The sequence below is a fragment of the Neobacillus sp. OS1-2 genome, from assembly GCF_030915505.1.
GTDB lineage: Bacteria > Bacillota > Bacilli > Bacillales > Cytobacillaceae > Neobacillus.
Window position 1 is genome coordinate 4,718,942 of the sequence record NZ_CP133265.1, and the last position, 14,176, is coordinate 4,733,117.

Here is a 14,176-nt window from a genome sequence, read left to right on the forward strand (position 1 = left end):
TAAAAAGTAAGGTTTATTTACATCGGACATCCTCCATTACTACCCAGTTTCATTTCTATTTAGTATAGCAGATTTAGTGAATTTTTTGTTAATTCCCTCCAGAAATTCATGTAATCTTTATCTATTTATAACATAGAGTATTTCAGTTATGTAACTAACCAAATTTCTGATGTTTATCCAAACAATATTGTGTGAAAGATTTTTGAAAAATATATAAACAATGAATAAACGATCCCAAGCTTGATATATTCTATCAGGCTTGGGGTTTTTGCTTATCTGTACTCGATTAATACATCTTCTAATGGTAAGCGTGTTGTCTTAAATGCAGGTGCAGCGGCTTTGCCTAAGGAAATAAGAACAATGGGAAAATACCGATCTTCGACGGCAAATTTCTCCATGAATTGTGCTTTATCAAAGCCACCCATAGGAACTGTATCGTAGCCTCTGTCTTTTGCAATGAGCATAATCTGCATAGAAATCAGTCCTGCATCAAATGCAGCAATATTTTTCCGGGCTTCTTCCGGTGCAAACGGGTACGTTTTATTTGTGCTTTCGATTAATCGCGTCATATTTGCTTCATCCATAAACCCTGCTTCATAAGCACCTCTGTATACTTTTTCCACACTCTTATACATCTCTTTATCACCTAGCACGGCAATAACGGCTGATGCAGTTTCAACCTGTTCTTGGTTGTTAGCAATGGCCCGTAGCTCTTTCTTGGCTTCCTGATCCTGAATCACAATAAATCTCCATGGCTGAAGATTACTCGAGGATGGTGCAAGTGTTGCTTCCTTAAGCATATTTTTAATTTCCTCTTGTGAGATTATATATGATGAATCGTATTTTCTAACGGAGTGGCGTTCATTGATTAGTTCAGATAAACTCTTTGACATTACTGTTTGCATGGTGGACAAATCCTCCTAGTGTAATTTAACTTACTAATAGTAAGTTAGATTTCATCTTACTATTAGTAAGTACCTACCGTCAAGTAAAACAATTATGGTATGATAAAAGTAAAAATGAGGTATGAATGATGGGTGAACATAAACAACAAACTGAAGTTAATTGCACAGAAAAAGAAATACAGCATACATGTACGAATTTCCACAAGGCGATAGAATTTATCGGCAAACGATGGATGGGTGCTGTTATTTATGCTTTATTGGCAGGGCCAAAACGATACCATGAAATTATTTCCTCTATACCAGGAATTTCTGATCGACTTTTAACCGAACGGCTGCGTGACCTCGAAAATGAAGGATTGATTATCAAAAATGTCATTACTACATCCCCCAAAAAAGTGGAATATGAGTTAACACCAATTGGAAAAGAACTTGAGGAAGTTATTACGATCCTTATAAAATGGGTGAAAAAACGCGAGGATACTTAGGGAGAAAAAGTTAATAGTTTTAAAATAATTGTTCGCATTTCAACGGGTTCTACTTCGATGTATTCCCCTAGAATCCACCGGAACATCGAAGTAGTCGGGTTCTACCATTTTTATAGCGAAATCTCTGCATTGAGTCTTAATTAAGAAGGACTCGGCCTGTGGAACAGCCCCATTACCTCAATAGTCTCTGTAATGTTTACAAAAGCCGCAGGATCCACTTCCGTAATTAGGTTTTTCACTTCATTTAATTCGTACCTTGAGATAACGGTAATTAGCACATTCCGTTGGTTATTGGAATAACCGCCGACACCGTCCATGATGGTCAACCCTCTATATAAGTTTGTCAGCAAATGTTCTCTCATTTCTTGACCTTTTTCCGTAATAATCATTAAGGTTAATTTTGCATGGTCGGTATAAATGGCATCCACCACTTTACCAGTCACATATATAGATACTAATGTATTAAGCGCCGAATCCCAATTAAATAAAAACCCGCTAATCACAATGACAACGGCGTTCATTCCCGACAGCAAGGTGCCAATAGGAAAATCTCTTTTCCGTGATACTATCATCCCGATGATGTCGAACCCCCCTGTTGAACCAGAGGAACGAAACACGATTCCTACCCCAATCCCTGTTAAAGCACCGCCAAAAATGGACGATAAGATGGTGTCTTTTGCAATTTCATGCACAGGAACCAAATATAGTCCTACCGAGATAATAAACACGGAAAAGATTGAATTCATGATAAACTTTTTCCCAAGCATTTTGTACCCAATAATTAATAATGGAAAATTTAATAGGAAATTTGCCAAACCTGTATTGATGGGAGAAATCATGCCAATCATCATTGAAATCCCGCTAAGCCCGCTGCTTAACACCTGATGCGGAATTAAGAAAAGATTGAATCCAAATACGACGATGAGCGACCCTAGTATTAAACCAAGAAACTGCAATTTTTTCATCTCCTGCCTGCCACTTGTCTTTTATAAAATAATACCGATTCTCCGGAGCGTTGTAAATTTAATAGTTTTTTACAATAACATTCAATTATCTGTAAATTTTACCATTGACATTTTAAATAAAATATTTATACTATATAAATATATTAACTTCATAGTAAAATCCTCATCAAACCGATGAGGTAGAGGTCGCGGTTTTTATCAGTAATGCGGATGAGGTGCAGAGACACCCTTGACTCCGTTTGAAAGGAAAAGCTGCCGAAGTGTGTTTTTCATCTCTGGAAAATCATGCTGGGGCTGTCTCCAAAAAGGAACAGAACTGTCACGTATAGTCCTACCAGCTATTCGTGTTGAGCTATCTTTCGGAAGGTATGATGCGGGGTATTGATAATGCCATCGATTCTACTTCGATGGCATTTTTTATTCCAAAACTCCTTCTCGAAAAAGTAAAAGAAAAAGGAGTCATGATTATGCAAACAGCTAGATCCTTAGAAGAACAAGTCTATTCGGGTGAACAATCCCTGGAAAAAGAAACAACCGAACTGAAACGAAGCTTAAAATCACGGCACCTCACGATGATTTCCCTTGGTGGAACAATTGGTACTGGGCTTTTCCTTGCAAGCGGCGGGGCTATTCATTCTGCCGGACCTGGTGGGGCTATACTTTCCTACCTTATCATTGGGGTCATGGTATACTTTTTAATGCAAAGCTTAGCTGAAATGGGCGCCTATATGCCTGTTGCCGGAAGCTTTAGCACGTATGCCACTAAATTCGTTGATCCTGCACTGGGCTTTGCGCTTGGCTGGAATTACTGGTACAACTGGGCCATTACCATTGCCGCCGAATTAGCTGCGGTCACCATGATTATGAAATTCTGGTTTCCAAATACGCCATCATTAATTTGGAGCAGCCTCTTTTTGGTGATGATGTTCCTATTAAATTATCTTTCTGTAAAAGGATTTGGGGAAGCTGAATATTGGTTCTCTCTTATTAAAGTAGTAACTGTTATCATCTTTATTATTACTGGGACATTAATGATCTTTGGCATTATGGGAGATCACGCGGTAGGATTTAAGAATTTCACGATTGGCGACGCTCCGTTCCACGGCGGATTTATGGCCATGCTCGGAATCTTTATGGCAGCTGGATTCTCTTTTCAAGGAACAGAGCTTTTAGGGGTTGCTGCTGGTGAAACGGAAGATCCCGGAAAAGCTATTCCACTTGCTGTCAAAACAGTCTTTTGGCGGATCCTTTTATTTTACGTACTTGCCATCTTAGTCATTGGACTATTAATCCCTTTTACCAATGGCAACTTAGCAAATGGTGATGTCTCTGTCAGTCCATTTACGCTTGTTTTTCAAAAAGCGGGCATTGCCTTTGCTGCTTCTGTTATGAATGCTGTTATTTTAACTGCGGTATTGTCTGCCGGGAATTCCGGGATGTATGCTTCAACACGTATGCTCTGGGATTTAGCACGTCAAGGGAAAGCGCCAAAATTTCTTGGTAAATTAAATAAAAAAGGTGTACCTGTCAATGCGTTAATTGCGACAACATTGGTCGGAACATTAGCTTTTCTTGCTTCATTCTTCGGCGATGGAACCGTGTATGTATGGCTCTTAAACGCTTCAGGTATGTCAGGCTTTATTGCCTGGCTCGGGATCGCCATTTGCCACTACCGTTTCCGCAGAGCGTTTGTAGCACAAGGGTTGGATATGAACTTATTACCGTTTAAATCTAAATTCTTCCCATTTGGACCGATCTTCGCCTTTCTAGTCTGTGGATTTGTTGTTTTAGGACAAAACTATTCAGCTTTCATGGGTGACAAAATTGATTGGAACGGGGTATTAGTATCTTACATCGGCCTGCCACTATTCCTTATTTTATGGCTTGGCTATAAATTCACGAAGAAAACCAAGCTAATCCCATTAAAGAAATGTGATTTAACAAATTAATTCATTAAGAATGAGCACAAAAAAACAGACCCTAGCCGGTCTGTTTTTTGTATCGTGCAATATAGGACACACTATTCTTCCTCAGATGCCCACACATATAAATCTTCAATCTGACAATTCAATTCTTTGGAAATAGTCATCGCCGTATTTAAGTTCATTACCTTCTTAGATATGTAGTCGTCGAGTTGACTCCTAGGAATATTTGTATTCTTTTCCAAACCATCCAAATCCATTCCGTTCTTAGATAATAAATCCTTGAGGTTACTTTTTCTTGCTTTATAATTAGTCAAAATGACACCTCGCTTTTGTAAAGCATACCATAGTTTGCTTATAATGGAAAGGTAATGGCATTTTGTTTTTCCATTGGCGGCTCTCAAATCCCGATAAGTAACATTATGTGACTTTCATTTTGTGGTATACTTAAAAAGGAATAGTAAAGGGGTGTTGTAATTTGAAAAACTCAAATAACCGCTACATGAATGGCCAAACTGTAAATATTAAAGAAACAGGTGAGGCTGTCACCATTTTGAAATGGCAATATGTAAAAAATATGAAAAGATATTCTTATATCGTAAAAGAGCACCCGGGTACATTTTATTTTGAAGAAGAGCTGCAGGACTAATAAATAAAAAATGATATCAAAAAAGAAGACTCATTCAATGAATGGGTCTTCTTTTTCTTTACCAACTAAAATTCTGCATTACCTGGTGTTCTTGGGAATGGGATGACGTCCCTAATGTTCGACATACCGGTTAAGTACATTATTAAGCGTTCAAAACCAATTCCATAACCTGAATGTTTTGTACCGCCGTATTTTCTTAACTCCAAATACCACCAATAGTCTTCCTCATTCATACCAAGTTCATTGATTTTTCCAGCAAGAATATCTTCCCGTTCCTCACGTTGGCTGCCACCGATTAATTCACCGATACCAGGTACAAGTAAATCCATTGCTGCTACTGTTTTTTGATCTTCATTTAATCTCATATAGAAGGCTTTAATTTCTTTTGGATAATCCGTAACAAATACTGGACGTTTGAAGATCTTTTCGCATAAATAACGTTCATGCTCAGTTTGGAGATCTACTCCCCATTCCACAGGATAGGTAAACGTTTCACCCGACTCTTGTAACATCTTAATAGCTTCCGTATACGTCACACGGCCAAAGTTTGCAGTATGGGCATTATTCAAACGGTCTAACAAACCCTTTTCAATAAAGCTGTTAAAGAAATTCATCTCCTCAGGAGCTTGTTCCGTAACATAGCCAATTACGTATTTCACCATTTCTTCAGCTAAATCCATAATATCAGGCAGTTCAGCAAAGGCAAGCTCTGGCTCTATCATCCAAAACTCGGCTGCATGCCGGGCTGTATTTGAATTCTCCGCTCTAAATGTTGGTCCAAATGTATACACATTACGGAACGCTAACGCAAAAGACTCTGCAGAGAGTTGCCCACTAACGGTTAAATTGGTTTCTTTATTAAAGAAATCCTTTGTTGAATCCGTTTTACCTTCATCATTTTTAGGGAGATTGTCCATATCAAGGGTAGTAATCCGGAACATTTCCCCTGCACCCTCTGTATCGCTTCCTGTAATGATAGGGGAATGCACATAGACATACCCTTTTTCTTGGAAAAATTTATGAATAGCAAACGAAGCAAGTGATCTCACACGGAATACAGCTGAAAACGTATTGGTTCTTGGGCGCAGATGCGCTATTGTTCTTAAATATTCAAAGGAATGCTTCTTTTTTTGTAATGGATAGTCCGCATTGGAGGATCCTTCTATCACAATCTCTGTCGCTTTAATTTCAAACGGTTGCTTCGCTTGTGGAGTATGAATAAAATCCCCCTCCACTTTTATTGATGAGCTAATTGGAAGCTTGGCAATATCTTTGAAGTTCGCCAATTGTTCATCGAAAACAATTTGCACTCCTTTAAAAAAACTGCCGTCATTTAATTCAATGAATCCAAAGGTTTTAGAATCGCGAATCGTCCGAATCCATCCGGACAACTGTACCTTTTGATCAATATAACTATCTGTATTTCTGTACAAATCCTTGATTAAGGCCTGTTTCATGAGTATTCCTCCTAAATCATATGTATAAGCTTTAGTTAATAGTCAGTAGGATTAAATCGATTCCGCTTGTCATATGTAGACAACTAAAAAAAACTCCCCTCCCAATTGGGACGAAAGATACTATTAACAGACTATCATCGTTTTCTTATAATCCCTTCAATATTATATAAAACATTATACCAAATAAGCAATATACAACAAAATTTCTATTTCAATAGGAGAACCTAAAGCTTATCTCACTTTTCTGAATACTTTTGATAACTTCCAGAAATTTAGCAGGATTTTTCTGATAGTCGTCGAATGTAATAACAAATAATCGATTCTTGATTGGGGGTTACTTTGTGGACAAGGTTACATGTATTGCCTATCTGTTATACAAGTCATCTAAGAATCAAGACATCAAGGAAAAAGCGATCGAATTATTGAATGGCGATGTATCACTTCGCGATTTAAAGAGAAATGTCTCGTTTCAAGCCCAGCTAGTCATTACAGAATCATTACTAAAAAAGAACAAAATAGATAAACATCAAGTACAATTATTCGCAGAGGAATTCATGGTGGTTGAAGTATAAAGTAAAGAAAGGTGATTATATGGTACAGGTGGAAGTTACAATAACCTTCGAAGGAAAATACTATTTAACAAATGTCATTACCCATCGAGAAACTTCTGAAGAAGAAATATTACGCCTTGCCTTTGAACAGGTCAAAAAGCAATGGGAAAAATAGAAAAACGCAAGATGTCTAGTGCTGGACAATTCTCAAAGTCCAACTATATGCTTTATTTTTTAACCTAAAAAGGCTGTAGAATTCATAAAGATTTCTACAGCCTTTTTATTATGGTTTTAGGTTAACTCATAAGCCTCCCGTGACACGGAATCCATGAGCGGACTAATCCCTTCTGTTGCAAACATATGGAGTTCATGCATCGCACGCGTACAAACCGTATAGAATAATTTTCGCTCATTTTCACGCTTATACTGCGAACAATCATACAATATGACTGCATCAAATTCAATCCCTTTTGCCAGATAGGAAGGTATCACGAGATTGCCCTTTTCATAGGAAACAGTCCCCTTTTCGATTAAATGAACAGGCACTTCATTTTTTAGTGCTTCAAAAACTGCCTTACTCTCTCCGGCAGTTCTACAAATAACCGCAATCGTGCGATGTCCTTCATCCTTCAATGCCTTCATTTTTGCGAGGATCGCATTATTCAACTTAGTTGATTCTACCTTCTCTATTACCGGCTTCCTTCCCTTCCGATTAAAGGGTTCTATTTTTTCGCCGCCGTCAATCAATCCACTTGTAAATTCGACAATTTCCCTTGTGGAACGGTAGGTCTTTGTTAACACGAACGATTCGACCTCTTCTTCACTAACATTTAATTCAGTAAGGACTGTCTCGGAACCCGTTGCACCCGAAAAAATCGCTTGATTAAAGTCCCCAAGCAAGGTCATTTTGCTATACGGAAAAAGCCTTTGGATAAAAGCAAATTGGAAGGGTGAGTAATCTTGCGCCTCATCAATGAAAATATGGCGAATCGCCGTGTTCGATTTCCGACCCTCAATTAAATCCTGTAAGTATACAAACGGTGTCGCATCTTCATACGGAATGACTCCATTGTGGAAATAATCCACTGTTAACGAGCAAATCTTTGGCCAAATTAGCGGAAGATTTTTATCTATTATGTTATCTTGCTCAAATAATTGCAGATACACTTGAGTCATATCAATAAATCTCAAATTCTTTACTCTTACAAATAGTGGCTTAAATTTTTCTTTCACAACCATTTCCGCAAGAAACTTTTGTTCCTGCTCGAAATCATCAAATGAATTTTCCGAAAATCGATTTTTCTCTTGGAGCCTTTTAAAGGCCTCCATATAATCTTCTTTTTCAAGAAATTGGATTTCTTCCTCCACCCAGCTCCGTGTACGTTCCCGTTTCACAGCTCGCCTTAATTCTTTTAGCAACCAATCCCTGACGAGTTGGATCCTGTTAGGGATGGAATAGTTTTTTTCGAGGGAATAAAAATAATCATGAATTTCCTTTTTCGAAATGATGGCATCTCCCCGGAAGGATAAATCCCGAAATAATAAACCTTTAATGGATAAGTTTGATGCATAGCGATCAATCACTTTTTTAAAGTTTAGACTTGACTTAAAACGGATTCCAGCCACCCTTATTTGATCGTCAACTTTATTTTTCCCACTTAGCAAATACTCCATTTGTGTAAAGGGATCCTCGACATCAAATGCTTTTCCCAACCTGTGATTTAGGTATTCCTGAAAAGTAGATTGCTGCATATTTTCCTCGCCAAGTTCAGGTAAAACCGTTGCAACATAACTATTAAATAAAGGATTCGGCGAGAACAGCATAATGTTTTCTGCATTCAGTGTTCCACGGTACCGATAGAGCAGGTAAGCGACACGCTGAAGTGCCGCAGAGGTTTTACCGCTTCCTGCAGCCCCTTGGACAAAAAGAAATTTGCTGTGCTCATTTCGAATGATCTCGTTTTGCTCCCGCTGAATCGTAGCAACAATACTTTTCATTTGGGTGCTGGCATTGTTACCTAGTACTTCCTGAAGCATTTCGTCCCCTATGGTTACCCCGGTATCAAACATTCCCTTAATTTCTGAATTCCTAATAATAAATTGACGCTTTAATGTCATTTCCCCTTCGATTACTCCTTCCTCAGGGGTACGATATTGCGCCGGGCCTGGGGAATAATCATAGTAAAGACTGGATATTGGTGCCCGCCAGTCATAGATTAAGAAATTTTCATCCTGTTCATCCATAAAGGAGGCGATTCCTAAATAAACCTGTTCGGGGGATTTTTCGCCTTTTTCATGAAAATCAATTCGCCCGAAATAGGGGGAATATTTTAACCTGTCGAGAGTTTTAAGATGCTGACCCAATTGATTATGAGTTCGTTCCCGTTCAGAGAGTAGTTCAGCTTGCTGCTTTATACTCGCAGCTGTTTCAATCATATCGTCTGGTTCATCTGTATTTACGGTTACGTCTTCCCAAAAGGTTTTTCGTAGTTCAAGCACATCTGAGCGAACCTTACCGGTATTTTGCTTAAGAGATTTTATCTTTCGATCAATTTCCTTGCCAACTGAACAGACTCTTTCTTGTTCCGCATGCCAGTCTTTATTCTGTAAATCGCTCATGCAACCACTCTCCAGATTAAATTTAACTCCACCTTCTTGACAATTAAACGCATTTATGATAATGTTATAATAGATATTTTTAATATTTTTTCTAAAATCTTTTTATGCCAAAAGTTATATTATCACATTTTTTTTCTATTTTCAATAAGCTATTTCTATAAACAAAAAGCAAACGCCACCAGTGGCGTTTTTTTTATTGACTGTTCTAGCTCCAGCCCATACGCTGCTTAGCAGGGCGCCTGCGCTTTTCTTTATTGTATCAGCCTCCATCTCTTTCCCCATATACCCACTCCCTGTATTGCCCATACACATAGACCATGACAATCCTTATTAATAAATATTCAAAAAAGCGCAGTTTATTTTTTAAAAGCTTAATCCTCTGAAAAAAATAATTTAATCCTGTTCCCAATATTATTATTTTAAGCTTCGTAGAAACATTATTATGGTTCTTCAATGAGATCGCAGTAAAGGCAGATATGGTAATGGAATATAGCGGAGATAAAATAAAATGTTCCCTCCATGAATGGTATCTGCCTATTCCAAATCGGAATTTTCGTATGATCGCCAACATAAAAAATAAATTTGTCTCTGTTACCATAATCAATAAAAAAAAGGATGCAAACTGAACCAGTTGATTTTTCTTACGAAGGCAGCTGTACCAGAAATCACACCATTTGAAATAAAAAGGAAGGAGAATAAAGGTATAAATGGTTTTCCACCAATTGTGTTTGTAAACCCCCAGCCGCAAAAAAAGCATCTCTATTAACGAAAAATAAATACTGCTGAATATTTTAGCCACCCAGCCTGACTTGGAAAGGGTTAAGAACACTGCGGTAAAGGGAATAAAAATCGCTTGCGATAATACCGCCCCAAATACATTGTCCAAAATGGGCTTTTTTAATACCTTCGGCTTGTAGATATAGGCATTAAAAAGGTTTAAAACAAAGTACTCAAAAAGGTAGGCAAATCCCATCGTGGAAACAAGCAAAATAAACGTTTCCTTTCTATTTTTATTTCGGTAAAAGGTTAAGCCCATTAAAAAGATATGGATCAAAAATAAAATAAAAAAGGGAATTCTATTGCGCTTAGGAATCTTCATTTAACCCCCCCTTTCCACAGGATGCTTTATAGGTAGTATTTGAAAAAAACACAAAAAAAATTAATAAAAAAGAATTGACAATATAGTGGCAAACAACATATAATTTACCTTGAAATAAGTTATTATTAATTCGAGATAAATAATTTCAAAACAACTGGAGGAAAATAAAATGACAAAAACAAAATGGGCACTTGATCCAGCACACAGCAGTGTAGATTTTTCAGTTCGTCACATGATGATTGCAAACGTGAAAGGTACATTTAACACCTTTAATGCAACAATTGAAGCAGATCCTGCTGATTTAACAACTGCAAACATTGAATTTTCAGTTGAAACTGCAAGTGTAGATACTCGCAGCAAAGACCGTGATGGTCATCTAGTATCTGCAGATTTCTTTGATGTTGAAAATCACCCGAATATGACATTCAAAGCTACAAACATCGAAAAAACAGATGAGGGCGAGTACAATGTGACAGGTGATTTAACCCTACGCGGAGTTACAAAACAAGAAACTTTCGCGGTTATTTTTGAGGGTCAAGGAAAAGACCCATGGGGCAATGAAAAGGCAGGTTTTAGTGCACAAGGAACTATAAACCGTTCAGACTATGGATTAGTTTGGAATGCTGCACTTGAAACTGGCGGCGTTCTTGTTGGCGACAAAGTAAAAATCAATTTACAGATCCAAGCAGCTAAAGCTGAGTAATTTTTTATCAAGAATGAGGCTTCTCCAAACGGAAAAGCCTCTTTTTTGCTATTATGGGTGAATCTTTACGCTTGTTCCATTGGGAACCATACCTGCGAGCTGCAGGACATCCCGATTATACATTCGCACACAGCCATGAGAAACCGCCTTTCCAATTGAACTAGGGTCATTCGTCCCATGAATCCCGTAGCCTTGTTTTGATAAGGATAGCCACAATACACCAAATGGACCACCGGGATTGTACTGCCGATTCACTATAACAAAATCCCCTGATGGCGTATGTGTCAGCATCTTGCCAACGGCGATCGGATAAATCTTTGCCAGCTTTCCATTATGATAAAGTGTAAGTTTCTTCTTTCCTACCGATATTTGAATACTATAAGGTATTGAACCGGGCTCCGGAAGCCCAGGAATTTTAATCTTTTGGCCGACATGCAAATGCCCAATCCCGGGATTGGCGGCATAAAGGTGTTGCAAACTAACTCGAAAATCTCCCGAAATGGTACCGAGTGTTTCACCAGATTTAACTGTATAAATCATGCTTTTCCCACCTATTCAATGTATCATTCAAATCGGAATAATGGTGACATATCTTCGCGGATGTGATTTATATAAAAATAATCATTACTTGCCGAATCATAGAGATAATCCTTTTTCCATTCTTCAATATTTAGTGTTATTTCCTTAATTGCCTTGACAAACAATAATATCTCTTCGTTTGTCATGATGGGATGAACCGAGAATCGCACCCAGCCTGGTTTGTTCGACAAATCCCCAAGATTAATTTTTTCCGTAATCTGCTTAGAAGCCTCTTGGTCGATCTTAAAAAGGTAATGCCCGTACGTTCCGGCACAGGAACATCCACCCCTAACTTGGATCCCGAAACGATCATTAAGTAACCTGACGACTAAATTATAATGAATATCATCAATATAGAATGAAACAATCCCAAGACGATCTTTTATATGTCCATTTAATATATGCACACCTGGAATATCTTCCAAGTTTGAGAGTAAAAGTGTAACCTGTTCTCTCTCTCTGTTGATGATATTTTCCACACCCATTTGCTCCTTCAAATTTAGGCATAGCGCCGTGCGAATGGCTTGAAGAATACCAGGTGTCCCTCCATCCTCCCGTAACTCAATAGCCTTATAATATTGGTGCTCCCCCCAAGGATTTGTCCAAGTTACCGTCCCTCCACCGGGGTGGTCTGGGATCTTGTTCGTATAAATCCTCGAATCAAAGACCAAAACTCCGCTCGTTCCCGGACCCCCTAAAAATTTATGTGGGGAGAAAAAGACGGCATCTAGTTTTTCGAGCGGATCCTTGGGATGCATATCTATTTTTACATATGGTGCAGATGCTGCGAAATCAACAAAACAAAGTCCTCCATGTTGATGCATGAGTCTTGCTAATTGATAATAGGGGGTTTGGATCCCGGTTACATTAGAACACGCAGTGAATGAACCAATTTTCAAGGGTCGGTCCTTATAAAAATTTAGGAGCTGCTCCAGGTGATGTACATCCACCCTTCCATTTGCATCAGGATCTATGAGCACTACATCCGCTAACGTCTCTAGCCAGGATGTTTGATTCGAATGATGCTCCATATGAGTCAAAAAAATTACGGGCCGGGCCTTTTCAGGTAGCCGAAGGCGATCTTTCCATTGTTCATGCACGCGAAGTCCTAATATCCGCTGCAGCTTATTAATAACAGATGTCATCCCAAAGCCATCAAGAATCACAACGTCATGCGGGTCCGCATTTACATGTTCTTTAATGATCGTTTTTGATTGCCTATAAATGCCCGTCATCATTAAACTGGTAATATTTGATTCTGTATGCGTATTCGCCATATAGGGCCCGAATACCTCAGAAATTTTTTGTTCGATTGGTCGATATAGTCGCCCGCTTGCCGTCCAGTCCGCATAGATTATGGTCTTCTTTCCAAAGGGAGCCTCAAATTCCTGGTTCATTCCAATCACATGTGAGCGAAACGTTTGAAAATATTCCTCAAGATGATCTGGGATACGAATGGTTTTCCTTCCAATAGTAGCAATAATCATTTGTTTCCACCTCACAATTAAGTCTTGTTACTCACTATATGCAGGACACTTTTATGCTGTTTCACTTTGCTTTTATCAAAAGGATGTTTTAATTTTTGGAGGGGTGTGAACTTTTTGTGATTTAGTACGTAGAATTTACTTGAATAACCAATGATGTTTAAATAAGAGGAGATTTTCCGGTTAATTCCATAACGGAGATTGTTTCGGGGTAAATAAGTGGAGGTTTTCCGGTTATGAAAAGAAAAATCCACTATTTTTACGTTTTTTGATTCAATAGGCGGAATTCCTCCGTCTATTGAATCAATTTTCAGTGCTATTTCCTTAATAAGCGAAATTTCTCTGCTTATTGATCAGACTTCCTTTAGCATCTAATGATCTTGTACAGCTTACGTGCCGTTTCGTGAAAAATAATTGATGGGGAAAAAATGCTAAAATCAACATTTTAAGGTCCAAAATTATTGGGTCCGAAGGGATTTTCTGGTGGATATTCCTCTAACTTATCAGCCGTTCTTTCATCTGGTGAAGTCGCCCTAGACTTTTTGTCAAAATAAATGGCTATTCCAGCTAATATAATGATAGGTGTAAATATATAAATCCAAATCATCATAACACCTCCAAACTAACCAACGAATTACTAATATTATATTACAAACTTAACTTTTTTTTACAATTTTTTAACTTTACTACCCTTCTACTTCAATTGATATATTATTAATAACTTATCAAACGTTGCGAATTATTAAAAAGAGGAAAAA

General features: G+C 38.0%; 15 protein-coding genes and 1 riboswitch. Of the genes, 6 read left to right on the plus strand and 9 right to left on the minus strand.

The genetic code is table 11. The features are described from left to right. Positions 1-272 precede the first annotated feature (272 nt). Positions 273-905: a nitroreductase family protein gene (locus RCG19_RS23595; RefSeq protein WP_308109175.1), complete on the minus strand. Its 633-nt coding sequence runs from the start codon at positions 903-905 to the stop codon at positions 273-275. A 125-nt stretch (positions 906-1,030) separates the two neighbouring features. Between RCG19_RS23595 and RCG19_RS23600 the strand changes: the two genes are divergently transcribed. Next, entirely contained in the window at positions 1,031-1,390 is a 360-nt protein-coding gene (locus tag RCG19_RS23600) for a winged helix-turn-helix transcriptional regulator (RefSeq protein ID WP_242637894.1), read from the plus strand. Positions 1,391-1,530: 140 nt separating this feature from the next. Here the strand turns inward: RCG19_RS23600 and RCG19_RS23605 are convergent, their stop codons facing one another. After that, positions 1,531-2,355, minus strand: coding sequence for a YitT family protein (locus tag RCG19_RS23605; RefSeq protein WP_166243999.1), 825 nt, complete (start codon positions 2,353-2,355; stop codon positions 1,531-1,533). 172 nt (positions 2,356-2,527) lie between these two features. After that, a riboswitch (Lysine riboswitch) is annotated at positions 2,528-2,718 on the plus strand. Between the two features lie 104 nt (positions 2,719-2,822). Between RCG19_RS23605 and RCG19_RS23610 the strand changes: the two genes are divergently transcribed. After that, on the plus strand, positions 2,823-4,304 hold the full coding sequence (locus RCG19_RS23610; RefSeq protein ID WP_308111063.1) for an amino acid permease: 1,482 nt from the start codon (positions 2,823-2,825) through the stop codon (positions 4,302-4,304). A 71-nt stretch (positions 4,305-4,375) separates the two neighbouring features. On the opposite strand, the gene RCG19_RS23615 is transcribed toward RCG19_RS23610, so the two are convergent. Further along, positions 4,376-4,594, minus strand: a complete 219-nt coding sequence (locus RCG19_RS23615) for a helix-turn-helix domain-containing protein (protein ID WP_308109176.1) — start codon at positions 4,592-4,594, stop codon at positions 4,376-4,378. Between the two features lie 161 nt (positions 4,595-4,755). Here RCG19_RS23615 and RCG19_RS23620 point away from each other — a divergent pair, with 161 nt between their 5' ends. After that, complete coding sequence (locus RCG19_RS23620) at positions 4,756-4,926, plus strand: hypothetical protein (RefSeq protein WP_166243929.1); 171 nt, start codon at positions 4,756-4,758, stop codon at positions 4,924-4,926. A 65-nt stretch (positions 4,927-4,991) separates the two neighbouring features. Here RCG19_RS23620 and asnS read toward each other — a convergent pair whose 3' ends face one another. Beyond that, the gene (gene asnS, locus RCG19_RS23625; RefSeq protein WP_308109177.1) at positions 4,992-6,383 is read right to left on the minus strand and encodes an asparagine--tRNA ligase; all 1,392 of its coding nucleotides are present in this window, start codon (positions 6,381-6,383) and stop codon (positions 4,992-4,994) included. A 341-nt stretch (positions 6,384-6,724) separates the two neighbouring features. Between asnS and RCG19_RS23630 the strand changes: the two genes are divergently transcribed. Together RCG19_RS23630 and RCG19_RS23635 are read left to right on the plus strand one after the other, a co-directional pair. Next, positions 6,725-6,955 carry a hypothetical protein gene (locus tag RCG19_RS23630; protein WP_166244004.1) on the plus strand — a complete coding sequence of 77 codons (231 nt, stop codon included), beginning with the start codon at positions 6,725-6,727 and terminating at the stop codon, positions 6,953-6,955. Then, a complete protein-coding gene (locus tag RCG19_RS23635; protein ID WP_308109178.1) occupies positions 6,945-7,109 on the plus strand; it encodes a BA3454 family stress response protein in 165 nt (54 codons plus the stop codon). Before RCG19_RS23630 ends, RCG19_RS23635 begins: the two co-directional genes overlap by 11 nt. A gap of 116 nt (positions 7,110-7,225) precedes the next feature. On the opposite strand, the gene helD is transcribed toward RCG19_RS23635, so the two are convergent. Together helD and RCG19_RS23645 are read right to left on the minus strand one after the other, a co-directional pair. After that, positions 7,226-9,553: an RNA polymerase recycling motor HelD gene (helD, locus tag RCG19_RS23640; RefSeq protein ID WP_308109179.1), complete on the minus strand. Its 2,328-nt coding sequence runs from the start codon at positions 9,551-9,553 to the stop codon at positions 7,226-7,228. Between the two features lie 259 nt (positions 9,554-9,812). After that, positions 9,813-10,652 (minus strand): hypothetical protein, encoded by an 840-nt coding sequence (locus tag RCG19_RS23645; protein ID WP_308109180.1) that lies wholly within the window; start codon positions 10,650-10,652, stop codon positions 9,813-9,815. Positions 10,653-10,821: 169 nt separating this feature from the next. Here RCG19_RS23645 and RCG19_RS23650 point away from each other — a divergent pair, with 169 nt between their 5' ends. Further along, entirely contained in the window at positions 10,822-11,355 is a 534-nt protein-coding gene (locus RCG19_RS23650; protein WP_308109181.1) for a YceI family protein, read from the plus strand. 51 nt (positions 11,356-11,406) lie between these two features. On the opposite strand, the gene RCG19_RS23655 is transcribed toward RCG19_RS23650, so the two are convergent. From RCG19_RS23655 to RCG19_RS23665, 3 genes are all read right to left on the minus strand, one after another. After that, on the minus strand, positions 11,407-11,895 hold the full coding sequence (locus RCG19_RS23655; protein WP_308109182.1) for a L,D-transpeptidase family protein: 489 nt from the start codon (positions 11,893-11,895) through the stop codon (positions 11,407-11,409). A gap of 23 nt (positions 11,896-11,918) precedes the next feature. Further along, positions 11,919-13,421 (minus strand): aminotransferase class V-fold PLP-dependent enzyme, encoded by a 1,503-nt coding sequence (locus RCG19_RS23660; RefSeq protein ID WP_308109183.1) that lies wholly within the window; start codon positions 13,419-13,421, stop codon positions 11,919-11,921. A 442-nt stretch (positions 13,422-13,863) separates the two neighbouring features. After that, positions 13,864-14,025, minus strand: a complete 162-nt coding sequence (locus RCG19_RS23665; RefSeq protein ID WP_308109184.1) for a hypothetical protein — start codon at positions 14,023-14,025, stop codon at positions 13,864-13,866. Positions 14,026-14,176 lie beyond the last annotated feature (151 nt).

Excerpts from the sequence above, each read along its gene's own strand:
- RCG19_RS23595 (WP_308109175.1), bottom strand. The coding sequence starts at position 905 with ATGCAAACAGTAATGTCAAAGAGTTTATCTGAACTAATCAATGAACGC.
- RCG19_RS23600 (WP_242637894.1), top strand. The coding sequence starts at position 1,031 with ATGATGGGTGAACATAAACAACAAACTGAAGTTAATTGCACAGAAAAA.
- RCG19_RS23605 (WP_166243999.1), bottom strand. The coding sequence starts at position 2,355 with ATGAAAAAATTGCAGTTTCTTGGTTTAATACTAGGGTCGCTCATCGTC.
- RCG19_RS23610 (WP_308111063.1), top strand. The coding sequence starts at position 2,823 with ATGCAAACAGCTAGATCCTTAGAAGAACAAGTCTATTCGGGTGAACAA.
- asnS (WP_308109177.1), bottom strand. The coding sequence starts at position 6,383 with ATGAAACAGGCCTTAATCAAGGATTTGTACAGAAATACAGATAGTTAT.
- helD (WP_308109179.1), bottom strand. The coding sequence starts at position 9,553 with ATGAGCGATTTACAGAATAAAGACTGGCATGCGGAACAAGAAAGAGTC.
- RCG19_RS23645 (WP_308109180.1), bottom strand. The coding sequence starts at position 10,652 with ATGAAGATTCCTAAGCGCAATAGAATTCCCTTTTTTATTTTATTTTTG.
- RCG19_RS23650 (WP_308109181.1), top strand. The coding sequence starts at position 10,822 with ATGACAAAAACAAAATGGGCACTTGATCCAGCACACAGCAGTGTAGAT.
- RCG19_RS23655 (WP_308109182.1), bottom strand. The coding sequence starts at position 11,895 with ATGATTTATACAGTTAAATCTGGTGAAACACTCGGTACCATTTCGGGA.
- RCG19_RS23660 (WP_308109183.1), bottom strand. The coding sequence starts at position 13,421 with ATGATTATTGCTACTATTGGAAGGAAAACCATTCGTATCCCAGATCAT.
- RCG19_RS23665 (WP_308109184.1), bottom strand. The coding sequence starts at position 14,025 with ATGATTTGGATTTATATATTTACACCTATCATTATATTAGCTGGAATA.